Source organism: Verrucosispora sp. TAA-831 (genome assembly GCF_050780145.1).
Classification (GTDB): Bacteria; Actinomycetota; Actinomycetes; order Mycobacteriales; family Micromonosporaceae; genus Micromonospora.
Window position 1 is genome coordinate 4,001,705 of the sequence record NZ_CP192240.1, and the last position, 24,540, is coordinate 4,026,244.

The window sequence follows — 24,540 nt, forward strand, 5'->3', positions numbered from 1 at the left end:
ATGCAATGATGCTTATCGATGATTGCGGCATTCTTTCCGAGGCCGACCGGATGCAAGGAAGGGACCCTTGCAATACACCAGGCGTTAGCAGGGGGCCCTTCCTTTCCCGCACGGCCCGGGCGCGGTGACGCGGGTCACGCCGACAGGCGCGTGCCGTCTAGTACGTTTGTACTTGTACGGACGTACCAGAACGAGGAGTCACGCATGACCACCGGACGACCCGCACACCGGGAGCGCCCGTGACCTCTCGCCGGGACCCCGAGGGACGGCGGCGCGCGATGCTCGACGTCGCCGCGAAAGAGATGATCGACAACGGCTGGGAGGCGCTGACCCACCGCCGGGTGGCCGAGCTGGCCCAGGTGCCGCTGGGCGCCACCACCTACTACTTCGACTCCCTGGACGACCTGCGCACGAGCGCGTTGGAGGTCGTCGTCGCCCAGGCCGACGAGGAGATCCGGCAGGTCGCGGCGGCCGTGCACGCCTGCCGGGGAAGCGCCGAGGGTCTCGCCGCGCTGTTCATGGACTACCTGAGCGACCACGCGCGACTACAGGCCGAGAACCTGCTCTACTACGCCGGCGTCCAGCAGCCCGAGTTGCGTCCGTACGCCCAGCGCTGGATCCGGGGCATGACCGAGATCCTCTCGGCGTACGCCACCCCGGAGGCCGCCCAGGCCACCGCCCTCTACCTGGACGGCGTCATCCTCTACACCCTGCTGCACGACCGGCCCGTCGACGAGCGGGCCCTGCGCATGGCCATCACCGCCCTGATGGGCACGTCCCTCCCGGAGGACCAGTGAGTACGACGCACACCTCCGACGCACCCGGGGCCACTGCCGGGCACCTGTCCGCCCGACGCCGGTGGGCCGCCCTGGCCGTGCTCTCCACCAGCCTGCTGGTGGTGGTCATGGACATGACCATCCTCAACGTCGCGCTGCCCGACATGGCCGCGGCGCTGTCGCCGACCGCCGCCCAGCAGTTGTGGATCGTCGACATCTACTCGCTGGTCCTCGCCGGGTTGCTGGTCAGCATGAGCACGCTGGGCGACCGGTGGGGGCGCAAGCGGATGCTCCTGACCGGATTCTCGGTCTTCGGTGGCGCGTCCCTGCTGGTCCTGGTGGCCGAGTCGGCTCCGATGGTGATCGCCGTTCGCGCCCTGCTGGGCGTGGGTGGCGCGATGATCATGCCGGCGACCCTGTCGATGATCCGCAGCCTGTTCACCGATCCGGCCGAACGCGCCAAGGCGCTCGGCATCTGGGCGGCGGTGGCCTCCCTGGGCGCGGCCGTGGGACCGATCGTGGGTGGCGTGCTCCTGGAGCACTTCGCCTGGCAGGCGGCGTTCCTGCTGAACGTGCCCTGGATGGTCGCGGCGATCGTCGCGGCGGTGCTGCTGTTGCCGGAGGCCCGCAACCCGAACCCGGGCCGCTGGGACGCGCTGGCCACCGCCCTGTCCATCGCGGGCATGACCGCCCTGGTGTGGGGCATCAAGCGCATCGCCAAGGAGGGACCGACCGACCTGCTGGCGCTGACGGCGCTGACGGCGGGACTCGCCCTGCTGGTGTGGTTCGTGCTGCGGTGCCTGCGCAGCGACTCGCCGCTGCTGCGGGTACGCCTGTTCGGTGTCCCCTCGTTCACGGCCGGCACGCTGGCGGCGCTGTTCACCATGCTGGCCATGGGGTCGGCACTGCTGCTCTCGGCCCAGTGGCTCCAACTCGTCCGGGGCATGTCGCCGTTGCAGGCTGGTGTCGCGTTGCTGCCGCTGGCCGTCGCCGCGACGGTCGTCTCGCCGCTGGCACCGGCGCTGGCCCAGCGCATCGGTGCCCGTACCGTCCTGGTCGGGGGCCTGGCGTTGACGGGTCTGGGTTTCGCGGTCCTGGCGGTGGCCCCCGAGCCACTCGGGTACACCCCGGTCGGGGTCTTCCTGGCCCTGCTCGGGGCCGGGATGGGCTCGCTGGCCATCGCCTCGGCGATCATCATGTCCGGGACCCCGGCCGAGCACGCGGGCAGCGCCGCCGCCATCGAGGAGACCTCCTACGAACTGGGCGCGGTGCTGGGCGTGGCCGTGTTGGGCAGCACTGCGGCGGCGTGGTACCGCGCCGAACTCCCGGCCTCGGAGCTGGCCGCCGCAGGGCTGACTGCCGAGCAGGTGGGGGTGGCCCAGGAGTCCCTCGGCGGCGCCCTGCACGTCCTGGAGGGCCTCGGTCCGGCCGGGGCCGCAGCCGCCGCCCAGGCGCAGGAGGCGTTCACCCGTGGGCTGATGCTGGTCGGCGGCATCGGTGCCGCGATCATGCTGGTGTCGGTGGTCGTGGTGTTCGCCCTGACCCCGAGGGGACTGGACGTGACCAAGGGCCACTGAGCGGCCGGGTAGGGGTCGTCACCGTGTGACGACGGTGCCGCGCGTGCCGCCGTCGAGGTGGACGGCGCGGTCGGCGAGCGCCGTCTCGGCGGGGTCGTGGCTGGCGACGACCAGGGCCGCGCCGGTGGCGACGCGCTCGGCGAGCAGCTCGTGGACCCGCTGTCGGCTGGGCGTGTCGAGGGCGGCGGTGGGCTCGTCGAGGAGGTAGACGTCGGCGTCCTGGACGAGCGCCTGGGCGATGAGCGTGCGCTGTCGCTGGCCGCCGGAGAGTTCGCGCAGCCGATGTCGGGCCAGGTGCGCGATGTCCAGTCGCCGCATGATCTGCGCGACCGCGACGCGATCGTCGCGGCCGAGGCGGCGGCGCGGTGTGAAGCGCCCGATCTGGACGCACTCGGCGACGGTCAGCGGGGTGGCGTCGATGTCGCTGGTGCGCTGCGGCAGCAGGGCGAGGCGGGCGCCGGGCCGACGGTGGACGCGCCCCTCGGTGGGCTGCGCGACGCCGGCCAGCAGGTGCAGCAGCGTGCTCTTGCCGGAGCCGTTGGCGCCGGTCAGCGCGATCACGGCTCCGGGTTCGACGCGCAGGTCGACATGGCGCAGGACGGGAACGTCGGCGTATCGAAAGCCGACGCTCTCGGCGGTCAGGACGACGGGACCCACAGCAACCCCTTATCGGCAACGGTTTTCGTTTCAGTATAGTCGGTCGGGTGATGTCGTCCCTGGTCGAACCGTTCACGGTGTCGTTCGTCGTCCGCGCGCTCGTCGGCGGCGTGCTGCTGGCCGGCGCGTGCGCGCTGGTCGGCGTCTGGGTGATCGCCCGAGGGATGACCTTCCTCGGTGAGGCGATGAGCCACGGCATGTTGCCCGGCGTGGCGGTCGCGTCGATCCTCGGCGGGAACCTCGTCGTCGGTGCCGCCGCCAGCGCGTTCGCCATGGCGGCCGGGGTCAACGCGCTCCGGCACAGCCGCGAGTTCGGACGCGACACCACGATCGGGCTGCTGTTCGTCGGGATGCTCTCGGTCGGAGTCATCATCGTGTCGCACTCACGGTCGTTCGCGACCGACCTGACCGCGTTCCTGTTCGGCGACGTCCTGGCGATCCGCTGGTCGGACCTGGTGATGCTGGGCGTCGCGGTGGCGGTGGTCGCGGCGGTGACCGTCACGTGCTACCGGCCGTTCCTCGCGCTGACCTTCGACCCGCGCAAGGCCCGAACGCTCGGGTTGCGCCCCGACCTGACCAACGCCGTGATGCTCGCGCTACTCACGATCACGATGGCGGTGGCCTTCAGCGTCGTCGGCACACTGCTCGCCTTCGGCATGCTGATCGCGCCGTCGGCAGCGGCCATGCTCGTCGCGCGGCGGATGCCCGCCCTGATGCTGACCAGCTTCCTGATCGGCTCGGTGGCCACCGTGGTCGGCCTCTGGGTCTCCTGGTACGCCGCGACCGCCGCCGGTGCCACGATCGCGGCCGTCACCGTACTGATCTTCTTCACCATTCTCGGCGCGCGGTGGATCGCCACCACGGTGCGGCGTCTCCGGTCCCCGGTGCCCGCGCCCGTCGCCGCCCCCTCGCTGGAAGGACGTCCGTGACAAGAACCGACAGACTGTCGGCCCGTGTCCTCGCCCTGGGCCTCACGCTCACCGTGGCCGCCTGCGGGTCGGGTGATCCACCGGGGACCGAGGAGACACCGCACGGCTACGTCGCCGGTGCCGAGGAGACACCCGAGCCGCAGTCGGCCATCGCGTACGCGCCCCGGGGCGGCCAGCGGTTGCACCTGCTCGACCTGATCACCGAGTCGGAGAGCGGGGTCGACCTCTCCGTCGGTGCCGAACGGATCACGGAGGACGGTCGGTTCGTCTACGTCGACGACGGGGACCGACGGGTCGAGATCGTCGACACCGGCGTCTGGACGGTCGACCACACCGACCACGTCCACCACTACCGCGCGTCGGCCCGTCCGGTCGGCTCGTTGACGCTCGATGCGCCGATCACCACGGTCGTCGGCTTCGAGGCCCACACCACCATCGGCACCACCGACGGCAGGGTCACGGTGCTCGACCGGCGTGCGCTCGAAGCCGGCCAGGTGACCCGCCTCGCCACGATCCCCACCGGCAGTGCCACGGCGCTCGCCGTGCCGTACGCGGAGCATCTCCTCGTCGCCGTCGGCGACGATCCGGACCGGCCGGCGGACCGGATCGTGTCCATGGACGAGCGGGGCGAACCGGCCGGCGGGCTCGACGTCGCCTGTGCCGCCCCACGCGGATCGGCGGTGCTGCGCGGCGGCGCGGTCATCGCCTGCGCGGACGGTCTCGTCCGGGTCAGGCACGAGGGTGATCGGCTCACCGCCACCACTCTGGACAGCCCCCGCACCCCGGTCGCCACCGGAGTCTTCGGATACCGACCACGCAGCAACGAGGCGGCGGTCGCGGACCGCGCCGGGATCTGGTCGGTGAACGCGGCCAAGGCCGTCCTGCGCTACCTGCCGGTGGACGACCGCCGACTCGTGGCGGCGGCCTCACCGGCCGACGGACGTACGGTGCTGGCCCTCGACACCACCGGCACGCTGGTCAGCTACGACCTGGAGACCGGGCGGGAACTCGCCCGGTCGGCCGTGCCGGCGGCGAGCCTGACGCTCGACGTCGACCGCGCCTACCTCGCCGAACCGGCCGCCCGGATCGTCCACGAGATCGACTATCGCGACGGGCTGCGGACCGCCCGGACGCTGCGGGTCACCGAGCGACCGGATCTCGTGGTGGAGGTCGGCCGGTGAGGGTGTGCAGAGTCCTGGGTACGCTCGCCACGGTGGCCGTCCTGATGGTCGGCGGTCTCGCCTGCACCGGGCCGGAGCGGACGCGCATCGTGGTCACCACCAACATCCTCGGCGACGTCGTCAGCGAGATCGTCGGCGACCACGCTCGGGTCACCGTGCTCATGAAGCCGAACGCCGACCCGCACTCGTTCGCCGTCTCCGCCCGGGAGGCGCACGCCATGCAGACGGCCGACCTGCTCGTCTTCAACGGTCTCGGGTTGGAGGAGGGCGTGCTGCACCATGTGCGGGCGGCGCAGGCCGAGGGGGTGCCCACCGTGGAGGTCGGCGCGCGGGTCGAACCGATGGACTATCAGGACGGTGACGCGGCTGGCCTGCCGGACCCACACTTCTGGACCGATCCGGTCCGCGTCGTCGCCGCCGTGCGGGTGCTGACCGAGGAGATCGTCGCGCACGTCGACGGTGTGGACCCCGACGCCCTCCGGCAGCGCGCCGAGGCGTACGCGAAGCGGGTCGGCGAGTTGGACGCGACGGTGGCCGCGCGGTTCGCCGGGGTGCCGGCGCAACGCCGCGTCCTGGTCACCAACCACCACGTGTTCGGCTACCTCGCCGCGCGCTACGACCTGACCGTCGTCGGCGCGATCATCCCGAGCGGGACGACCCTGGCCTCACCGAGCGCCTCCGACCTCGCCTCGCTGGTCACCGCCATCGAGACCCACCGGGTGCCGGCCGTCTTCGCCGACACCGCGCAACCGGCACGCCTGGCCGAGGTCCTGGCCGACGAGGCCGGCATCACCGTACGCGTCGTCGGGCTGTACTCGGAATCGCTCGGCGATGCCGACGGCGACGCGGCGACCTACCTGGACATGATGCGGTTCAACGTCGACGCGATCGTCGACGGCCTGAGCGGCTGACCCCCGGCACGTCCGGTCCGGGCACACCTCTGTACAGTTATTGGAAATGGTTGTCAGTTTCATTAGAAGGGAAATGATCGTGACTCCACGCAGAAGCCGTGGTCTGGCCGCGGTGCTGGCCGCATCGCTGGCACTCACCGCATGCGCCGCCGAGACGACGGAGGAGAGCGGATCGCCCGCACCGGCCGGCACCGACTCGGTGCAGGATCCGGTGGCGATCACCTACGAGGGCGGCATCTACGTGCTCGACGGCGAGACCCTGCGGGTGGCGCACACCATCGCTCTGGACGGGTTCAACCGGGTGAACCCGGCCGGCAACGCCACCGGGGTCTTCGTCTCGACCGAGGCCGGATTCCAGGTGCTCGACGCCGCCGCGGGCAGGATGACCGACATCAGCTACCCCGGCGCGAAGCCCGGCCACGTCGTCCTGCACGGTGACCGCACCATCCTGTTCACCGACGGCACCGGTGAGGTGCACAGCTTCGCCTCCGCGGACCTCACCGACGGCAAGCCCGCCGCACGCCAGTACCGGACCGCGCAGCCGCACCACGGCGTGGCGGTCGAACTGCGCGACGGCACCCTCGTGGTCACCCTGGGCACCGAGGAGTCCCGCCCCGGCGCGATCGCGCTCGACAAGGAGGGCAGGGAGTTCGCCCGCAGCGAGGAGTGCCCCGGCGTTCACGGCGAGGCCGTCGCCCAGGGCGAGGTCGTCGCGTTCGGCTGCAAGGACGGCGTCCTGCTGTTCAAGAACGGCGCGTTCGTCAAGGTTCCCAGCGACCGGGCGTACGGTGCCGTCGGCACCCAGGTCGGCAGCGACGACTCGCCCGTCCTGCTCGGTGACTACAAGATCGATCCGGACGCCGAGCGGGAGTTCCCGGAGCAGTTCGCGCTCATCGACACCGCCGCGAACGCCCTGAAGGTGGTGCCGATGCCCGAGGGCGTCAGCTACAGCTTCCGGTCGCTGGCCCGGGGCCCGAAGGGTGCGGGCCTGATCCTCGGCACCGACGGCAAGCTGCACGTGGTCGACCCCGCCACCGGCACCTTCACCGCCTCGTGGCCAGTGGTCGCCGCCTGGCAGGAGCCGATGAACTGGCAGGAGCCCCGCCCGGCCCTGTTCGTCCGCGGCGACACCGCCTACGTCACCGAACCGGCCACCCGGAAGGTGCACCGGCTCGACCTGACCACCGGCACGATCGTCGGCTCGGTGGAACTGCCGTCGGCCCCGAACGAGATCAGCGGGACGCTCACCGCGCACTGATCCCACGACACCCCGAACTCCGGTCGCCTCACGGACCGGCCGTGCCGCCCGGTTGGATCGACCGGGCGGCACGGTGCGCGGTCAGCCGCCGCAGCAGCCGTCGACCGAGGTCACCCCCGGCGCAGCCGGTACGCGCGGACGATCGTCTGGTCGACGCTGTTGCCCGCCCGGTCGGTGACCGAGGCGCGCAGCGACACGTACCCGCCGGAACGGGGGTGCTGGACCGTCGCGGTCCACGTCGAGCCGACAGAGCGGACCGTGGCCGGCTGCCAGATCCTGCCGTCGTCGTAGGAGACCTGCACGGTGACCTTCTTCGGCGTCACCGCGACCCCCTCGTTGCCGAGCACACGCAGCGGGATGTCCAGGCGCCCACCGGCCGGCGCGGCGGCGTCGCGGCCCAGCTTCGGATCGAACCGCACCACCATGACCGGCAGGCGTTCCCAGTCGTCCCCGGCCGGCCGGGCGGACCGGAACCGCCAGGTCAGAGCGACCTCGGTGGACAACTCGGTGAAGCTGCGCCGGGACGTGGTCTCCAGTCGGTACGACGCCGCCGCCGGCGGCACCTCGAAGAAGCCGAAACCGGCGTCGAGCGCCCCGGTGTACTCGTCGACCAGCTCGTCGCCCCGGTAGAGCGCGGTCCGACCGGTGTCCCCGTTGGAGACACCACCGTGCCCGGCCGCGTCGCCGTGCAGCGGGATGTCGATCCGCATGAAGTCCTCGATCCGGCTCGCGCTGCTGAACGGGGTGTCGTTGCGCAGCAGGGTCGGCCCGATCGGCGCGGCGTTCCACACGTCCCGGTAGCTGCGTCCGGCCCGGTATCGCTCCGACGCGCCGTAGAGGATCTTCCGGAACTCCTCGTCGAGCTCCCCGTCGCCGCTCTGCGCGACACTGACCGCACCCGACCAGGCGGTGTCCGTGGTGCTGTGGTACTCGGTCCAGACGTCGCCGACCGGCACCGACGCGCTCGCGGTCCAGCCGTACACCCCGTCGAACTCCGCCGTCATGCTCCGCTCGACCATGTCGCCCAGGCGTTCGCCGCGCAGTTCGTGCCGTACCGTGGCCAACTCCGCGCGCCGCACGTCCTTGCGGTAGCCGGTGGGCAACCGGCCGGGGAACCCCTCACCCAGGTGATAGATGTACGGGCTACCGGCGAAACCGCCGTCGCCGTCCGGCCTGGCCCACTGGTGTGCGACGAAGCCGCTGATGTGGTCGTGGGTCGCCCGGTCACCGAGTTGGGCCGTGTAGAGGGCGTCGAACCCGCCGGCCCACACGTCGATCTTCGCCGGTGCGTTCTCGTACATGTCGACCAGCACCCCGGCCTGCACCAGCACCGGGCGGGCAGTGCGCTCCGGCACCGTCGCCGTGATCCGCTTGCCCTTCCGGGCGTCCAGCGTGACCGTCAGGTCCCGGTTCAGGTCGATCTCCGGTCGGCTCAGCACGGTGCTGCGCTCCCGCTCGCCGAACTCCTCGACGAGGCCGGTCACGGCGTAGCGGCCGGTGGGGATCCGGATGGTGGTGGGCCCGCCGGACGTGCCGTCGAGCGCCTCGTACGCCGGACCGTCGATCCCGTTGACCAGCGTCCAGTACGTGTCGGCTGCCGCCCCCGTCGAGTCGAGGTGTCGGACGGTCAGGTCGTAGCTCTCCACCTCGCGGTGCACCCCGACCGGGACGACGGTACGGCGTTCACCGGCGGTCGCGACCAGGTGCCCGCTGTAGTAGCCGTCCACTCCGTCGACGCTGGTGTCCACCGTGGCGGCCACCTCGGCGGAGCCACCGGCCGGCACGGTGACCTGCGGTGCTGCGGTGCGGAACATGCCGGCGGGGGCGGCCTTGCCGTCCGGCCCGATGATCTGCCAGGTCAGGTCGAGGGTGAGCGGCTCGGTCCCGTCGTTGCGAAGGGTGACCGTCCGGGTGATCGGGTCGTCGTCGTGATGCGGCCACTGGGTGCGGCCGTACGACACGCTCGGCGGATCGGCGGTCACCGCCTGCCCGACGGCCCGCGCCACGTCGACCAGGCCCGCCCCCTGCTGGTACGCGGTGTCACCCGGCCGTGGGTTGGCCGAGCCCATCAGGGCGGACTTGAGGCGCGTCGCGTCCCAGTCGGGGTGCTGCTGCGCGAGCAGCGCCGCCGCGCCCGCCACGTGTGGCGCGGCCATCGAGGTGCCGGACTCGGCGACGTAGTGCTGGTCGACCGGTACGCCCATCACGCCCTCGGCCGCCCGGGCGGCGACGATCCCGACGCCCGGAGCGGTGATGTCCGGTTTCACGGCGTCGTCACCGACCCGCGCGCCTCGGCTGGAGAAGTCCGCGAGACTTCCGTCCCGGTCGACCGCCCCGACGGTGAGCGCGGCGTCCGCGCTGCCCGGCGAGCCGACCGTACGCGCACCCGGTCCGTCGTTGCCGGCCGAGATCACGAAGAGGGCGCCGGTCTGGGCGGTGAGCGTGTTCACCGCCTCCTCCGTCGGGTCGATCTCCGGCCCGTCCCACCGGCCGAGGCTCATGTTGATGACGGCGGCCTGCTTGTCCACGGCCGCCCAGTGCATCGCCGCGAGGATCGCCGAGTCCTCGCACCAGTCGTCGCAGACCTTGGCGGAGACCAGGTCGGCGTCCGGCGCCACACCCCGGTACTTGCCGCCGGAGGCGGTGCCCCGGCCGGCGATGGTCGAGGCCACGTGCGTGCCGTGCCCGTGCCGGTCGACCGGGTCGGTGTCCGGCACGAAGGTGACCGCCTCGCTCACCGCGTCGGCCAGGTCGGGGTGGGTCAGGTCGACGCCACTGTCCAGGAGCGCGACGGTCACCCCGGCTCCGGTGAAGCCCGCCTCGTACGCGGCCGGCGCCCCGATCTGCCGTACCCCCCGGTCCACCGCCGGGCGGCGCTTCCCGTCGAGCCAGATCCGTTCGACGCCGGGAATGCGGTCGGCGACCTCCTCGGCTCCGGTCAGCTCCGTCCAGACGTCGGCCAGGTCGGCCTTGTCCGCGCTGACCGCGGCTCCCTCGATCGCCGGGAGCGCCCGGTCCACCCGGACCTCGCCACCGGGCACCGGCGAGCCGCCCCGTCGGGCTGCGGCCCCGTCCGGGTACGCCATGATCATCGGCAGCCGGTCGCGGGCGGCGTCGTGGTAGCCGTACTCGATCAGCTTGCTGACGTTGAACAGCCGACGGTCCAGCACGCCGGAGGCGATCAGCGGCACCGCGTCCGCGGGTACGACGTGCATCTCGCCGTCGATCCGGTGGGACCGGAAGCGCATGTCCGCGCGATCCTTCGCCGGACGGATCGTCACCCGACCGCCCCGGTCGACGGTGATCCGGTCCCCCGTGATCAGCGTGACCGTCGCCGGCTGGTGGTCGGCCCTGGCAGACGCCCCGCCGCCGAGGCCGGGTCCACCACCACCGGGCGTACCGCCCCCGCCCGGCACAGCCCAGCCGGGTTGCCCCAGCCCCAGCACGAGAGCGGTGGCCAGCCCGGCCGCACCGACCCGTTTCAGTCCTCTCATCAGACCTCCACATCAGACGATCAAGACGTAGAAGCATCATCCGGACCACTCATCAGATTCCTGTTAGGACGGTGAGTTTGCGGGCTCGGTACGGATCCGCCGCATAGTCGATCATCGGGCGCTGACGGATCCTGCCGCGTCGTCGGCCACCACCGGTGGGTGGCAGGTGATCACCCGCGCCCACTCGCTCCGCGACGAATTCCCCCACTCCCGCACCCCCGGAGCCTTCCGCACTGACCGCGATCTCACGATCTCGGGGGGTGAACGAGAAAATCTATGCTCGAAGCACTAGACATTCGCATCCGATCTGGCTAGTGTTCCTGGTGTTGACAGATGAGGTCTGAGGAAGACGCAGACGGGTAAGACCGAGCACCAAGCAGGGCCCGGAACCATCGCGGCTCGCTCGGCACAGCGGTGCCACGACACGGCACCGCAGCAGGACCTGACGCAGTTCCCGGTCAGGGGCAACACGGGCGGGGCGTTTCCCCGACCCGGCAGGACAGCTCGCCGCACGTGTGTGGGGCCATGAAGTCGCGTGGGCTCCGACACCGGCGGGCAGCACGACACATGGTGGAAGTAGAGGAAAGGGAGGGCTGAACACCGTTGGATCGCCCGCTGCCAGGAAACGGTTGCACCACTGGCGCGGACACCGCAGGTTCCATCGAACGAAAGGTGGTCTCCGGTCACGCTTATGCGATCCTCGCGCCCCACGCCGACGGCGGCAGGTGCGGATACGAGAACCCGACGGACCAGTCGGTAGATGGTGTTTCCAACCCGTAATCCCGGGCCCCGGCGCACAAGCGCCGGGGCCCTCGTCATGGAGAGATTCGTTTATGGCCCAACCCGATGACATGTTCGGCGACGACGACTACCCCGCCTACACGATGGGCCGCGCCGCGGAGATCACCGGCGCGTCACAGGACTTCCTGCGCCGGCTCGACGAGGCGAAGCTGATCGCCCCGTCCCGGTCGGCCGGCGGGCACCGCCGATACTCCCGCTACCAGTTGCGCCTGGCCGCCCGAGCGCGGGAGATGGTCGACCAGGGCACTCCACTGGAGGCCGCCTGCCGGATCATCATCCTTGAGGACCAGCTCGAGGAGGCCCGCCGGCAGAACGAGGAGTACCGGCGCCGACAGGAAGCCGACACCTGAGTCGTACCCCCGGTGAAGAATGGTGGGCATGTCCCAGCAGACCTCGCACCGGCACCATGCCCTCGACTACGTCGAGCTCACCGTCACCGACCTGGCCGACGCCAAGCGCTTCTACGCCGAGGCGTTCGGTTGGCAGTTCACCGACTACGGGCCGGCGTACGCCGGCATCCACGGTCCGACCTCCGGGCCTGAGGTGGGCGGTCTGCGCCAGGACCAGCAGGTGCGGACCGGCGGCCCCCTGGTGCTGCTCTACTCGGCCGACCTGGACCGCAGCGTCGAGGCCGTCCGGAGGGCCGGCGGTGAGGTCGTCGAGGGGCCGTACGAGTTCCCGGGCGGCCGTCGCTTCCACTTCACCGACCCGAGTGGGAACGAGTTGGGCGTCTGGGCCGAGGGGTAGCGCGGCGACGCGCGGCGTCGGGAAGACCGTCACGTTCGAGCGGCCCGACGGCGGCGCCGCGTCACGACCAGGCACCGGCCGACGCGGCGTGCTCGACGTACGTGTCGAAGTCGATCGGTTCACGTCCGAGCAGCCGCCGCACGGTGTCGGTCGGCTGGGCGAGGTAGCCGGCCCCATCCCGGCGAACATCAGGTTGAGCGCCGCCGCGTCCGCCTCCGACCAGCCCTCGGCGAGCACCTCGGTCCGGTACTCCTCCGGCGTCAACTCCACGTACCGGATGGCCCGACCGGACACCTCGGCGATCGTCGCCACCGCCTCGGCGAAGGTCAGTGCCCGGCGGCCGGACAGCTCGTACACCTGCCCGTGGTGGCCGTCCTCGGTCAGCAGGGTCGCCGCGACGTCGGCGATGTCCTGGGCGTCGACGAAGGGTTCCGGTGTGGCGTCCATCGGCAGGGCGAGGCGACCCTCGACCAGCGGCTGCCGCCACAGGTCCTCGTCGAAGTTCTGGTGGAAGTTGTTCGGCCGGATGATCGTCCAGTGCGCGTCGGAGGCACGGACCGCCTCCTCCGCGCCGAGCATGCTCGGCGAGAACTCGCGGTCGATCCTGTCGATCCCGCGTCCGGAGAGCGCCACGAAGCGGCCGACGCCCCACGTCACCGCTCGTGACACGAAGTCGTCGGCGACCGCCGGGTCCGCCGGGGCGATCAGATACACGGCCGACGCCCCCGCCACCGCGGGCTGCCAGGTGTCCGGCTGCGTCCAGTCGAAGAGCACCTCGCCCGAACGGGAAGCCGCCCGTACCCGCTCGCCGGACGCCCGCAGCGCCCGCACCAGCCGACGTCCGGTCTTCCCGGTCCCCCCGATGACGAGGATCTCGTTCGTTTCTTTCGTCATGGCCACGAGTCAACCCGCCCTCCCGTCGGCAGGACATGGCTCGTCGTACGCGCGGCATGTGCGATCGTCCGCACCCCTAGGGTGAAGCGATGGATCCGTTCGACACCCTGCTGCGGGACGTCCGCGCCGAGGGCGCCGCCTTCGGCAGGTCGGTGCTCTCGCCGTCGTGGGCGCTGCGGTTCACCGACGGCGCACCTCTGACGCTCTGCGTTCCGTTGCGCGGCGAGGCGTGGATCGTCCACCCGGAACGCGACGAGCCGGTTCGGGTCCGGGGCGGCGAGGCCGTCGTGGTGCGGGGACCACACCCCTTCGTCCTCTCCGCCGAGCCCCGGTCGACGTTCCGGCCCGACGAGATGCGCGACGTCGACTGTCACCAGCCGCCGGGCACACCGACGGCGGAGCCGGGCACGGCCGAGCAGATGCTGCTGCTGGCCGGGGCCTACCACGTCCGGGGCCAGGCACCGCAGCGGCTGATCGGAGTGCTCCCGCCGGTGCTGGTCGTACCGGACGACCACGACTGTTCGTCGCTGCGCGACTACCTGGACTTCCAGCTCGGCGGATGCCGCCCGGGTCGACAGATCGTGCTGGACCGCCTGCTGGACTGCACCATCCGGGACTGGTTCGACCAACCCGGCGCGGCGGCACCCCACTGGTATCGGGCGTTGGGCGACGACACGGTGGGCCCGGTGCTCCGCGCCATGCACGACGCCCCGGGTGAGCCGTGGACGCTCGCCTCCCTGGCGGCCCGGGCCGGGGTGTCCCGCACGACGCTGGCGAAACGATTCACCGAGTTGATGGGTGAGCCGCCACTGACCTACCTGACCGACTGGCGGATGGCCCTCGCCGCCGACATGCTGACCGACACCACCGTGACGGTCGCCGCCATGGCGCGTCGACTCGGCTACTCGGACGCCTTCGGTTTCAGCACGGCCTTCAAACGGGTCCATGGGGTGAGCCCCAGCGAGCACCGCCGGCTCGCGCAGTCCGCAGGACAGATGGCAGCGACGATCGACCCGCCATCGACCGGGCCGGTTCCCCGGCAGACCCTGCCCCGCTGACGTGCTGCCGAACAGGCGGTCGGCCCCGACCGGCTTGGGCCGGTAAGCGGTGCGGGTGAAGGAGCAGCGGCACGTGGACGAGCCCGGCACTCCGACGGCGGTGCAGGTGGACCAGGGACGAGGTCCTGGCCTCCCGCCGCCGGCTACTTCGGGCCCACCTTCGGTCGCGCGTTCCCGACCCCCCGAGGAGTTGGTCTCCGAGTCGGCTTTCGACGAGGACCCGCAGGCGGACTGGTACGCGCGTGAGGACGAGACGCAGGACGGCCTGATCGACCTGTACCGCCGCGTCGCGGCCTTCGCGGATCAGACCATCACCGAGCTGCCGCTCGACGCGCCCGGACGGGTGTCGTGGTGGCGGCCGGAGCGGCAGGCGGTGACGTTGCAGCGGGTCATCATCCACGTGATCTGGGACCTCACGCGTCATGCCGGTCACGCCGACATCATGCGCGAGCAGCTCGACACGGCGATCGGCCTACGGCAGGACAACACCAACATCCCGACCGACTATCCGTGGCCGGAGTACCTCGCCAAGCTGACGCGACTGGCCGACCGCTTCGCCTAGCCGCTCCGGCCGGTCACCGCGTGCGGACGACGCTACGCTGGCCGCGTGCGGTTGGTCATCATGGCGGACACCCACCTGCCGAAACGTGCGCGGGATCTGCCGGCCGGGCTGTGGGCGGCCGTCGACGCGGCCGACCTCGTCGTCCACGCCGGAGACTGGGTCAGTGCGTCGTTGCTCGACGATCTGGAGCGACGCAGCGCCCGGCTGATCGGTGTCTTCGGCAACAACGACGGTCCCGAGTTGCGTACCCGGTTGCCGGAGATCGCCCGCGCGGAGGTCGGCGGTCTGCGGATGGCCGTGGTGCACGAGACCGGTCCGGCCGGTGGCCGGGAGCGGCGGTGCGCGGCCCGGTTCCCCGACTGCGACCTGCTCGTCTTCGGGCACTCCCACATCCCCTGGGACAGCGAGGCGCCCGGTGGCCTGCGACTGCTCAATCCCGGTTCGCCGACCGACCGGCGGCGTCAGCCGTACGCCACGTACCTCACCGCCGAGGTCGCCCACGGTCGGCTCGACGCCGTGACACTGCACGAGGTGCCGCGATGACGAGGGGTGGACCGGCGCACGGATCGGCATAGTCTGGGACCATGCCGAGAGCGATCTGGAACGATGTGGTCCTCGCCGAGAGCACGGACACCGTCGTGGTCGAGGGGAACCACTACTTCCCCCGTACGGCGCTCCGCGACGACCTGCTGCGCGACTCCGACACGCACACGTTCTGCCCGTGGAAGGGCACCGCGTCCTACTACACGTTGGAGCACGACGGGAAGACCAGCGTGGACGCGGTCTGGTACTACCCCGAGCCGCTGCCGGAGGCGGAGATGGTCCGGGACCGGGTCGCGTTCTGGAAGGACGTCACCGTCGTCGGGGAGGACTGACTCTCGTCACACCCGACTCACCGTTTCCGACGGAGTGCTCACCGCCACCACCGGTCGGGTGACCACCACCGCGGTCGTCCAGAGCACCACGGCCGCGCCGAGCGAGGTGACGGCCGCCGCGAGTTCCGGCATTCCCATGACGTACGAGACGAGGGACCCGACGGCCACCAGGGCGAGCGCGAGCGCGGTGCCCACGTACTCGCGTTGCCGGAGGATCGCGATGAGTGGCACGAAGTGCGCCGCGACGACGACCAGGACGAGGGTGGGGATCAGCCTCGGGTGTCCGGTCGGCACGGCGACCAGGCAGACGCCGCCGATCAGCAGTCCCTGCACGACGCCGACCCGGTTGAACCGGCGCATCCAGGATGCCGACAGACGCCGGGTGACCTGCGGTCGAGGCCGGGTCACCCCCAGGGCCAGGACGACGGCGGTGATCACGGTCGCGGCGACGAGCAGCGGGATGCGCGCGGCGGCGGGCGCGAGGTGCAGGCCGGAGACCGCCCAGAGCAGGGCGAAGCCGGCGAGGACGAGGGTCCCGGTGCGGGCCAGGGCGCGCTCGGACACGGCCACGTCATCGGTGCGCGTGCGGGTCTGTCCGGTCTCGGTCATGACGTCCCCTCCGTGGTCCGGGAGCCGGGCAGCAGGTGTCCGAGCAGGAGTTTGAGGATGAGCATCGGTGCCAACCAGGCGAGTGCCGTCGGGACCGGTGAGAGCGTGACCGCCGCGACGAGCAGCAGGGTCGCGGCCGCGAACGCGAGTGGGCGTTTCAGCGCCGGTGCGGCGGTGGCGATCAGCACGGCGGCGGCGAGGGTGCCGGCATAGAGCACGATCGCGGTCGACCACGGGTACGCGGGCAGGACGAACGCGACGACGGGCAGGTGGACGTGGGCCGCCACGAAGACCAGTTGTCGCCGGACAACGTCGACGCCGGTGTGGAATCTCCTCGACGCGGACACGGTGGCGTTCACGACGGCACCACCGAACAGGTCGAACCCGAGCACCGTCAGCAGGAGGACGATCGGCACCGGGTAGCCGGCAGCGGCGCCCACGGCCCCGGCGACGGTCGCGCCGACACCTGCGGTGAGGTAGCTGAGCCGACTTTCCGCCCGCGTGGCTCCGGGCGCGACGAGCAGGTCGTTGAGCCGCGAGACCGGACCGCGCGGCGGACTCGGGGACGTGGTCGTGGGCATGGCTGCCGTTCGCTCGGAGACGATTGGTGAACTATCGCTCAGCATAGTGAACGTTTGTGCACCCGTCGAGTTCGGGCTGCGCCGGGGGCCGGTATGAAACGGCCCGGCCCGGAGGCGACACTCAGCCGTCGGCTGGTACGGGGGCTTGGATCGCGGTGCCGGAGTACAGCCGGTCGATGGTGTCCCACCAACGCCGGAGGCCGTCGCGACCCATCGGATCGGCGCCGAGCACGTCGGTGATGCGGTCGCGCAGCAGGATGATGGACAGCTCGTGGGCGAGCAGCACGACCGCGAGCTGTGCCCGGTCCACGTTTCGCGCGACCGCGCCCGCGTCGGCCATCCGGTTCATCAGCGAGTCGGCGAACCCCTGCACCATCCGGTACGCCTCGACCGAGCGCGACGTGGTACCGACGAGCAGGTGCGCGAGATACCGGGTGGCCGCCGGGGAGGACAGCGCGTCGGCCGACGCGAGGAAGCGGTCGGGCGGACCGGAACCGGCCGTCTCGGCGAGCGCCTCCAGCGCGTTGCCCAACACGCCCAGCACGTGCGCGTCCACGGCGGCGACGAGGCCCTCCCGCGACCCGTAGTGCTTGATGATGAGCGACTGCGAGACGCCCGCGCGCTCCGCCACCTGCTTGAGCGACGCCGCCGCCGGCCACTGCTCGCCGAAGAGTTCCAGAGCGGTGTCCCGAATGATCGCCTTCGCGGTGCGATCCGCGGGTGCATACATGTTCACCACGGTAGCAACCCGGGGCGTCGTCAGGCCGGGCCGGCAGTGCCACCGGCGTCAGGTCAGCGCCTCGGCCATTCGTCGTACTCCTTCGGTGATCAGCTCCGGGGTGGTGCCGAGGTTCAATCGCGCGTGTCCCGCTCCCCCGGTGCCGAAGACGGGGCCGGGACTGAGCGCCACCCGGCCGCGATCGAGGAAGGTCGCGGCGGGGTCGTCGCCCAGGCCGAGGGCGCGGCAGTCGAGCCAGGCCAGATAGGTGCCCTCACCGGGGCGGTAACGGACCGTGGGAAGGTGTTCGGCCAGCAGCCGGGCGAGGCGACGACGGTTCTCGTCGAGGTCGGCCAGGAGGGCGTCGAGCCATCCGACGCCGTCCCGGAGGGCGGCGACGTGGGCCAGCACACCGACGTGGCTGGGCCCCTCGTTGACCCAGGCGGGGACGCGGGCGAGATCGTCGACCGCCGCGGGTCCGGCGACGGCGACGGCAGCCCTGAGACCGGCGAGGTTCCACGCCTTGGACGCGGAGATGACCGAGAAGCCGTTCTCGGCGCCGGGCACGCTCAGGTACGGCGTGAACCGCGCCCCGGCCAGCACCAGCGGCGCGTGGATCTCGTCGGCCACGACGCGGACACCGTGACGGTGGGCCGACGCGGCGACCTCGGCGAGTTCGTCGGCGGTGTGCACGGCGCCGGTCGGGTTGTGCGGGCTGCACAGCAGGTACGCGGGCCGGGAGCCACGTCCCGCCGCGCGCCGGAACGCGTCGTCCAGGCCCGCCATGTCGATCCGGCCGTCCGCGCCGAGCGGGGCCTCCTCGATGGGGCGGCCGGTGCGCCCCACCACCTGGTAGAACGGCGCGTAGACCGGGCAGTTGACCACGACGGCATCGGTCGGACCGCAGATCACGTCGAGGACCTCGACGATGCCGCTCATCACGTCCGGGACCATCGTGGTGCGGTCCACGGCGATGCCGTCGAAGTCCCACCGGTCGCGGGCGAAGTCGGCGAACGCCTCGGCGTAGGCGGTGCCGGCGGGGTAGCCGGTGTCGCCGCGCCGGACAGCCTCGGTGATCGCGTCGACGACCGGCCCGGCCAACGGCGCGTCCAGCTCCGCCACGAACATCGGCAGCACCTCGCCCGGGTGGGCGCGCCACTTCTCGCTCGTGCGCTTCCGGAGCTGATCCAGGGTGAGCTGCCGCAGAGGTGTGGGCTCGGAGGTCACGACACCGAGACTAGTGACTCGATCTTCCGGCAGCGCCGACGGTCGACGGTGTCCGGTATGGTGCTCGGCGGCACGAACTGTTGCGAGGTGTCCCACCCGTGGTGGGGAGAATCGGGAAGCCGGTGCGAATCCGGCACGGGCCCGCCGCGCCGACCGGGGAGCTGCCCATGTTCGACGATGTGTACGAGGTCATCCACGCCCGCCGGGACGTACGGGGTGAGTTCACCGGCGCACCGATCCCGACCGAGGTCCTCGATCGGGTGCTGGCCGCCGCGCATGCCGCGCCCAGCGTCGGTCTGTCGCAGCCGTGGGACTTCATCCTGGTCCGCGATCCCGCGCTGCGGGCGGAGTTCCACCGTCACGTGCAGCAGGAGCGGGACGTCTTCGCCGCCGGTCTGCACGGGGAGGAGGCACGCCGGTTCAGCCGGATCAAGATCGACGGGGTGTTGGAGTCGACGCTGTCCGTCGTGGTGACGTACGACCCCGACCGGGGGTCCCCGGCGGTGCTGGGCCGGCACGCCATCGCCGACGCCGGCCTGTACTCGGTGTGCCTGGCCATCCAGAACCTGTGGCTGGCGGCCACGGCCGAGCGACTCGGCGTGGGTTGGGTGTCGTTCTACCGGGAGCCGTTCGTGCAGGATCTGTTGCGGATCCCGGCGGGTGTCCGCCCGGTGGCCTGGCTGTGCCTGGGCCCGGTCACCCACCTGGAGCAGGTGCCCGATCTGGAACGGCACGGCTGGCGGCAGCGCCGCCCCTGGCGGGCAGCGGTACACCGGGACCGCTGGGAGCGTTCGGGCCACTGACCCCGGGTGTGCGTCAGCCGGGGGCGAGGAGGCAGAACTCGTTGCCTTCCGGGTCGGCCAGCACCGTCCACGGCAGATCGTCGCGGCCGACGTCCACCGTGGTGGCACCGAGGGTCCGCAGCCTGTCCACCTCGATCTGCGGATCGTCACCGGGATACGGACGGACGTCGAGGTGGACCCGGTTCCACCCGGTCTTCACGTCGGGCGTACGGAGGAACTGCAGGTAAGGGCCCACGTCCGCAGCGGAGCGCAGGACCGCTGCACGGTCGGTGACCTCGTGCAGGCGCCAGTCCGTGGCGGTGCTCCAGAAGTCGGCCATGGCGCGCGGGTCCGCGCAGTCGACCACGACGGCGGCGACGGGTCCGATGTCCCGGTGCGCCGGTCGGGGGTCCAGGACGCAGAACTCGTTGCCCTCGGGATCGGCCATCACCGTCCACGCGACGTCGCCCTGCCCCACGTCGGCGAGGGTGGCGCCGAGATCCTTCAGGCGCGCGACCGTCTCGGCGTGGTGCTCCGTCGAGGTGGTGGCGAGGTCGAGGTGGACCCGGTTCTTCGCCGTCTTGGGTTCGGCGGAGGCGACGAGGTCGACGAAGACGGCGGCCGGGTCGGGGTAGCCGACGCCCTCGGGTTCGAGGTTGGTGACACCGGGTTCCTCGCTGGCGATGCCCCAGCCGAGCGCCGCCGCCCAGAAACCGCCCAGCGCGGAGTCGTCCCGGGCCTTCATGTTGATCTGCACGAGTCGCGTTGCCATCCGGCGATGCTAGCGGCAATGCGAGTCGATTTCGATTTACTTGATGCTGGTCGATACACCTCCGTGAAGTTTTGGGACTTATGCCCGAGTTGTCCGCATTGGAGTTCTATCGTGTCCCTGCGTGACAGCACGCCTACGGGGATGCACGAGGAGGACACATTGACTGGACCGACAGGGATGACGACGGGCGAGTCGAGCAGTCGAGGAGGTCATCGCAAGCTCAAGGCGATCCTGGCCGGCGGGCTCGCACTCGGCCTCGGCGCCACGATCACCCTCGCCGCCTGGAACGACTCCGAGTACGCCACGGGCACGTTCACCGCCGGTAGCTTCAGCATGGAGGGCAGCACGGACGGCACCACCTACGCCGAGCACCCGACAGCCGGCACGGCGGCGGCGTTGGCGTTCAGCACCGGCTTCGACAACATGAGCCCGGACGACGTGGTCGCCGCACCGTTCGCGGTGCGCCTGACCGCGGCCACGACGTACGACGCGACCGTCACGGTGGCGTCGGCCACCCCCGCGCCGCCCGCCTTCGTCGGCCTCACCTACGGCATCGCGACCGTGCCGACGTTCGGTGACTGTGCTCCGACACCCACCACTCCGACCTGGATCGTCCCCGAGGGCACCGCGCTCGACTCGGTGACCGGCGCGCTGTCGTTCAACCTGACCCAGGGCACCCCGCCCACGACACCCGGCGCGCCGGTGTTCCTGTGCTTCGTCGTCACGGCGGGCTCCGGTCTGGTGCAGGGCACGTCGGTGACGGAGACCTGGCAGCTCCTCGCCGAATCCGTCTAGGTGGTGGCCGTGGTCAACCGTCGCACGCAGGCCGGGACACCACGGCTCCGCCGAACCCGTGCCGTACTCGCCGCCGCCCTGGTCATCGGCCTGGGCACGACGTCCACGCTCGCCGCGTGGACCGACGGCGAGTACGGCACCGGGTCGTTCGCGGCCAGTGTCTTCGGCACCGAGTCACAGACCGCGTCCAGCACCTGGGCCAGCCACACCCCGGCGGCGAACGCCGCGACGCTGGCGTTCAACGCGACGGCGATGTCCCCCTCGGTCTCGTTCTACGCCTACCTCGACATCCGGACGACAGCCACCACGAACGTCGGCGGCACGGTCGCGCTGACCAGTTCGTCCAACAACGCCGGTGCCCTGCTGCCGGCACTGGAGTACCGCGCGGTGCGGACCGCCACCACCAGCACCACCTGTGCCGCCGCCGCGTTCACCGGTACGCCGACGTGGATCGTCGGGCCCAGCTATCTGGGTGTCACCTCGGTTCCGGGCTCGCCGGTGTCGTCGGCCATCACGGCACCGGCCGGCGCGACACCTTCGTTGCGGTTCTGCTTCGAGGTACGCGTCCAGTCCGGCGCCGGCAACTCCTACCAGGGCACCACCGGTGCCGTCACCTGGGAATTCACTGCCACGTCTACGTAAAGGACACCTCGGATGGTGGGACGAGCGCGTCAGCGGCGCGGACTCCTCGCGCGGGTCGGCGACCTGGTGCTGACCCTGCTCGCCGTCGGCGGGACGGTGTGCGTCGTCCTCGTCCCGCTGGCGTTCTTCTTCGACATCTCGCTCATCCTGTTCAAGACCGGGTCGATGAGCCCGAGCATTCCCGCCGGATCACTGGCGGTGGTACGCGAGATCCCCGCGTCCGAGGTCGCCGTGGGAGACGTCGTGACCGTCGACCGTACGCCGCTGGCACCGATCACCCACCGGGTGGTCGAGATCGCCGACGGCGGCGGGTCCACGCGCCTGCTCACCATGCGCGGGGACGCGAACGAGTCCAACGACGCCGCACCGTACGCGGTGACCCACGTACGGCGGGTCGAGTGGTCGGCGCCCCGGCTCGGGTACGCGGTCCGCACCGTGTCGAACGTGTACGCGATGAGCGCGATCACGATCGGCACCGCCGCGATCGTCACCTGGGCCTTCTGGCCGCGCGGCGAGCCCCGGCCACCGGCTCGCCATCGGCGGCCGGGCCGGTCCGGGCCGGACGGGGAGCCGCCGGACCGGGAGACGGGCGCGCACGCGAGTCCGACCCTGCGATGCCTGCTGCTGGCCGTGGCGGTGCTACCCGGGGTCACCGCTGCGGTGCTGGCGGCACCCGGCCCGGCCCGCGCCGACCCCGCCGAGGACGTCATCCGGAGCCGGTTCCTGACCCTGGTCTCGATCGGCGACGAGGCGCGGATGACCACCATGGCACCGGAGGAACCGGTGCCCTGGCAGGTGGGCGTCTCGGCACACGCGCCGCAGCCCGGCACCGTGACCATCTCGCTGTCGGCCTCCGGTCCGCTCGCCGCCAGGCCGGACGGACTCCAGGTGACGGCCGCCGTCTGCCCGCAGCGGTGGGTGAGGGGCGCCTGCCCCACCGGCCAGGCGCAGCAGGTCCTGGCGGACGGTCCGGCCACCAGGTTGACCACGGCACCGATCACCATCAGCTCGATGCACGCCGACCAGCAACGGTGGGTCCTGGTCACCGCGAGTCTGCTCGCGGGTTCCACGGCCTCCGGGTCGGCGGACCTGGTCGTCACCGCGACCGGGTTCGGTGACCGGGCCTCGGCCGGCGGCACGGTCGGTCCGCTTCCGCGTACCGGGCCCGACCTGCGGACACCGTTGGCCGTCGGGGCTGGCGCGCTGCTCGCCGGCCTGCTGCTCGTGCTCGCCGTACGCCGACGCCGCATCCGGGTGGGGCAGCCGTGAGACGTGCGCGGATCCCGCTCCGAGGGGCCGGGACGCGGACCGGGCGACGGTGGATCGCGGGTACGGCCGCCCTGGTTCTCGCCTTCACGGTCGGGGTGCTCGCACCGCCGCAGTCGACGCTCGCGGCGTGGACCGACACCGAGTACGGCCGCGGCACGCTGCAGGCCGGCGTCGTCAGCCCCCCGACCAACCTGCAGTGCAGCGCGGGTGTGCTCACGCCGCCGACCTTCACCTGGACACTGCCGGTCGGCGGCCTCACCCGCAGCGGCTTCACGTGGTCGCTGTCCGGCGGCTTCACCGGCGGCGGGACGCTCGGCCCCACCGCCACCAGCGTCAGCGTGCCCGGCGGGTTGCTCTCCATCGGCAGCGGCACCTTCCAACTGGTCGCGAACGGCCCCGGTGGCTGGACGTCGACCCAGGTCACCGGCACGCTCGGCATGGTGACCGCGGTGCTCTACACCTGCAGCGTGCCGTAGTACCGCGACAGCCGTGCTCCTCGCGCGGTTCAGGGCTGGGCCAGCAGCGCGAGGAACCGGCGCAGGGCCGGGTTCGTGCTGTCGCGGGGCCAGGCCAGGGCGACGTCCACGGTGGGTGTCGGGGCGGTGAAGCGGCGCAGGCGTACCCCGCGCATCCGCAGCGCGCGCGCCCGACCGGCCGGGACGGCCGCGACCACGTCGCCCTGTGCCACCGCCCGCAGCAACTGCTCGTCGTCCGGCTCCTGCCGGACGAGCCGGAAGCCGCCGCGCGGCCAGACCTGCGCGATGGTCCGGTCGAACATGCCGGGGCCGTTCTCCCGGGGCCACATCACGGCCGGCAGGTCGACCACCTCGGCCCGGCTGATCCGGCGGCGACCGGCGGCCAGTGGGTGATCTGCGGGCAGGGCCAGCAGCAGTTCCTCGGTGTCGACCGTCCGGCAGGCCAGCGCCGGTTCGTCGAGCGGCGGGCGGACGAACGCCGCGTCGAGCCGTCCGGCCAGCAGCCCGGCCACGTTCGGTGCCGTCCAGGCCGTCTCCGGGACCACCTCGACCTCCGGGTGGGCGGCCCGGAACCGGGCCACCAGGTCGTCGACCCGACCGCCGCGCGCCGACCGGGTGTACGCCAGCCGCAGCCGGCCACCCCGCCCGCGCACCAGACCACGGATGCGGGCGGTCGCCGCGTCCACCTCGGCGAGCAGCCGAGCGGCTTCGTCGGCGACCCGCGCGCCCACCTCGGTCAGCGTGCAGCCCCGGCTGGTGCGGTGCAGGAGCGGCACGCCGAGCTGACGTTCCAGTGCCCGGATCTGCTGGCTGAGCGCGGGCTGGGCGACGCGCAGCCGCGCGGCGGCCCGGGTGAAGTGCAGTTCCTCGGCGAGCACCGCGAAGTACCGCAGTCGGCGCAGGTCGGACCAGGCTTCGAGGGTCGGCGCGTCGGACATGGAGCCACCAT

Annotated in this window: 24 protein-coding genes, 2 pseudogenes and 1 riboswitch; of the genes and pseudogenes, 17 read left to right on the forward strand and 9 right to left on the reverse strand. The window is 71.8% G+C overall.

Annotated elements, in window-relative coordinates; genetic code table 11:
* Positions 1-239: 239 nt before the first annotated feature.
* On the forward strand, positions 240-797 hold the full coding sequence (locus tag ACQVFL_RS17995) for a TetR/AcrR family transcriptional regulator (RefSeq protein WP_431727071.1): 558 nt from the start codon (positions 240-242) through the stop codon (positions 795-797).
* Positions 794-2,353: an MFS transporter gene (locus ACQVFL_RS18000; RefSeq protein ID WP_431727072.1), complete on the forward strand. Its 1,560-nt coding sequence runs from the start codon at positions 794-796 to the stop codon at positions 2,351-2,353. The genes ACQVFL_RS17995 and ACQVFL_RS18000 overlap by 4 nt, the downstream gene beginning before the upstream one ends.
* Before the next feature lie 18 nt (positions 2,354-2,371).
* Here ACQVFL_RS18000 and aztA read toward each other — a convergent pair whose 3' ends face one another.
* The gene (gene aztA / locus ACQVFL_RS18005) at positions 2,372-3,010 is read right to left on the reverse strand and encodes a zinc ABC transporter ATP-binding protein AztA (RefSeq protein ID WP_396694637.1); all 639 of its coding nucleotides are present in this window, start codon (positions 3,008-3,010) and stop codon (positions 2,372-2,374) included.
* A 50-nt stretch (positions 3,011-3,060) separates the two neighbouring features.
* Here aztA and aztB point away from each other — a divergent pair, with 50 nt between their 5' ends.
* The 4 genes from aztB to aztD all read left to right on the forward strand — a co-directional run bounded on the left by aztB (position 3,061) and on the right by aztD (position 7,289).
* Positions 3,061-3,939, forward strand: a complete 879-nt coding sequence (gene aztB / locus ACQVFL_RS18010) for a zinc ABC transporter permease AztB (protein WP_431729844.1) — start codon at positions 3,061-3,063, stop codon at positions 3,937-3,939.
* Positions 3,936-5,120 carry a hypothetical protein gene (locus ACQVFL_RS18015; protein WP_396694635.1) on the forward strand — a complete coding sequence of 395 codons (1,185 nt, stop codon included), beginning with the start codon at positions 3,936-3,938 and terminating at the stop codon, positions 5,118-5,120. The genes aztB and ACQVFL_RS18015 overlap by 4 nt, the downstream gene beginning before the upstream one ends.
* A 32-nt stretch (positions 5,121-5,152) precedes the next feature.
* Positions 5,153-6,031 (forward strand): zinc ABC transporter substrate-binding protein AztC, encoded by an 879-nt coding sequence (aztC, locus tag ACQVFL_RS18020; RefSeq protein ID WP_431727073.1) that lies wholly within the window; start codon positions 5,153-5,155, stop codon positions 6,029-6,031.
* A gap of 79 nt (positions 6,032-6,110) precedes the next feature.
* Positions 6,111-7,289: a zinc metallochaperone AztD gene (aztD, locus tag ACQVFL_RS18025; RefSeq protein WP_431727074.1), complete on the forward strand. Its 1,179-nt coding sequence runs from the start codon at positions 6,111-6,113 to the stop codon at positions 7,287-7,289.
* Positions 7,290-7,399: 110 nt separating this feature from the next.
* Here aztD and ACQVFL_RS18030 read toward each other — a convergent pair whose 3' ends face one another.
* A complete protein-coding gene (locus ACQVFL_RS18030; protein WP_431727075.1) occupies positions 7,400-10,783 on the reverse strand; it encodes a S8 family serine peptidase in 3,384 nt (1,127 codons plus the stop codon).
* Positions 10,784-11,616: 833 nt separating this feature from the next.
* On the opposite strand from ACQVFL_RS18030, the gene ACQVFL_RS18035 reads away from it, so the two are divergent.
* On the forward strand, positions 11,617-11,934 hold the full coding sequence (locus ACQVFL_RS18035) for a MerR family transcriptional regulator (RefSeq protein ID WP_396694627.1): 318 nt from the start codon (positions 11,617-11,619) through the stop codon (positions 11,932-11,934).
* A gap of 28 nt (positions 11,935-11,962) precedes the next feature.
* A complete protein-coding gene (locus ACQVFL_RS18040; RefSeq protein WP_431729845.1) occupies positions 11,963-12,331 on the forward strand; it encodes a VOC family protein in 369 nt (122 codons plus the stop codon).
* 279 nt (positions 12,332-12,610) lie between these two features.
* Here ACQVFL_RS18040 and ACQVFL_RS18045 read toward each other — a convergent pair.
* Positions 12,611-13,225 (reverse strand): annotated as a pseudogene (locus ACQVFL_RS18045) (SDR family oxidoreductase); the annotation flags it as partial.
* 89 nt (positions 13,226-13,314) lie between these two features.
* Here ACQVFL_RS18045 and ACQVFL_RS18050 point away from each other — a divergent pair.
* From ACQVFL_RS18050 to ACQVFL_RS18065, 4 genes and pseudogenes are all read left to right on the forward strand, one after another.
* Positions 13,315-14,283 (forward strand): AraC family transcriptional regulator, encoded by a 969-nt coding sequence (locus ACQVFL_RS18050; protein WP_431727076.1) that lies wholly within the window; start codon positions 13,315-13,317, stop codon positions 14,281-14,283.
* Between the two features lie 135 nt (positions 14,284-14,418).
* A pseudogene (locus ACQVFL_RS18055) lies at positions 14,419-14,845 on the forward strand (DUF664 domain-containing protein); the annotation flags it as partial.
* 45 nt (positions 14,846-14,890) lie between these two features.
* Positions 14,891-15,388 (forward strand): metallophosphoesterase family protein, encoded by a 498-nt coding sequence (locus ACQVFL_RS18060; protein ID WP_396694619.1) that lies wholly within the window; start codon positions 14,891-14,893, stop codon positions 15,386-15,388.
* A 41-nt stretch (positions 15,389-15,429) separates the two neighbouring features.
* Complete coding sequence (locus tag ACQVFL_RS18065; RefSeq protein ID WP_431727077.1) at positions 15,430-15,720, forward strand: DUF427 domain-containing protein; 291 nt, start codon at positions 15,430-15,432, stop codon at positions 15,718-15,720.
* Between the two features lie 6 nt (positions 15,721-15,726).
* Here the strand turns inward: ACQVFL_RS18065 and ACQVFL_RS18070 are convergent, their stop codons facing one another.
* The 4 genes from ACQVFL_RS18070 to ACQVFL_RS18085 form a co-directional block, all read right to left on the reverse strand.
* Positions 15,727-16,329 carry a hypothetical protein gene (locus ACQVFL_RS18070; protein ID WP_431727078.1) on the reverse strand — a complete coding sequence of 201 codons (603 nt, stop codon included), beginning with the start codon at positions 16,327-16,329 and terminating at the stop codon, positions 15,727-15,729.
* Entirely contained in the window at positions 16,326-16,910 is a 585-nt protein-coding gene (locus ACQVFL_RS18075; protein ID WP_396694613.1) for a hypothetical protein, read from the reverse strand. The genes ACQVFL_RS18070 and ACQVFL_RS18075 overlap by 4 nt, the downstream gene beginning before the upstream one ends.
* 121 nt (positions 16,911-17,031) lie before the next feature.
* Complete coding sequence (locus tag ACQVFL_RS18080; RefSeq protein WP_431727079.1) at positions 17,032-17,640, reverse strand: TetR/AcrR family transcriptional regulator; 609 nt, start codon at positions 17,638-17,640, stop codon at positions 17,032-17,034.
* Between the two features lie 57 nt (positions 17,641-17,697).
* On the reverse strand, positions 17,698-18,855 hold the full coding sequence (locus ACQVFL_RS18085; RefSeq protein ID WP_431727080.1) for a MalY/PatB family protein: 1,158 nt from the start codon (positions 18,853-18,855) through the stop codon (positions 17,698-17,700).
* 72 nt (positions 18,856-18,927) lie between these two features.
* A riboswitch (cobalamin riboswitch) is annotated at positions 18,928-19,031 on the forward strand.
* Here ACQVFL_RS18085 and bluB point away from each other — a divergent pair.
* Positions 19,023-19,658, forward strand: coding sequence for a 5,6-dimethylbenzimidazole synthase (gene bluB / locus ACQVFL_RS18090; RefSeq protein WP_431727081.1), 636 nt, complete (start codon positions 19,023-19,025; stop codon positions 19,656-19,658). It overlaps the preceding riboswitch by 9 nt.
* A gap of 13 nt (positions 19,659-19,671) precedes the next feature.
* Here the strand turns inward: bluB and ACQVFL_RS18095 are convergent, their stop codons facing one another.
* Complete coding sequence (locus ACQVFL_RS18095; RefSeq protein ID WP_431727082.1) at positions 19,672-20,409, reverse strand: VOC family protein; 738 nt, start codon at positions 20,407-20,409, stop codon at positions 19,672-19,674.
* Positions 20,410-20,568: 159 nt separating this feature from the next.
* On the opposite strand from ACQVFL_RS18095, the gene ACQVFL_RS18100 reads away from it, so the two are divergent.
* The 4 genes from ACQVFL_RS18100 to ACQVFL_RS18115 are packed head-to-tail and all read left to right on the forward strand — an operon-like array spanning position 20,569 to position 23,591.
* The gene (locus ACQVFL_RS18100; RefSeq protein WP_431727083.1) at positions 20,569-21,204 is read left to right on the forward strand and encodes a SipW-dependent-type signal peptide-containing protein; all 636 of its coding nucleotides are present in this window, start codon (positions 20,569-20,571) and stop codon (positions 21,202-21,204) included.
* Positions 21,205-21,213: 9 nt separating this feature from the next.
* Positions 21,214-21,846, forward strand: a complete 633-nt coding sequence (locus ACQVFL_RS18105) for a hypothetical protein (protein ID WP_396694601.1) — start codon at positions 21,214-21,216, stop codon at positions 21,844-21,846.
* Positions 21,847-21,858: 12 nt separating this feature from the next.
* Positions 21,859-23,115, forward strand: a complete 1,257-nt coding sequence (locus ACQVFL_RS18110; RefSeq protein ID WP_431727084.1) for a signal peptidase I — start codon at positions 21,859-21,861, stop codon at positions 23,113-23,115.
* Positions 23,112-23,591, forward strand: coding sequence for a hypothetical protein (locus tag ACQVFL_RS18115; protein ID WP_396694597.1), 480 nt, complete (start codon positions 23,112-23,114; stop codon positions 23,589-23,591). Before ACQVFL_RS18110 ends, ACQVFL_RS18115 begins: the two co-directional genes overlap by 4 nt.
* A gap of 29 nt (positions 23,592-23,620) precedes the next feature.
* On the opposite strand, the gene ACQVFL_RS18120 is transcribed toward ACQVFL_RS18115, so the two are convergent.
* Entirely contained in the window at positions 23,621-24,529 is a 909-nt protein-coding gene (locus ACQVFL_RS18120) for a LysR family transcriptional regulator (RefSeq protein WP_396694595.1), read from the reverse strand.
* Positions 24,530-24,540: the final 11 nt, after the last annotated feature.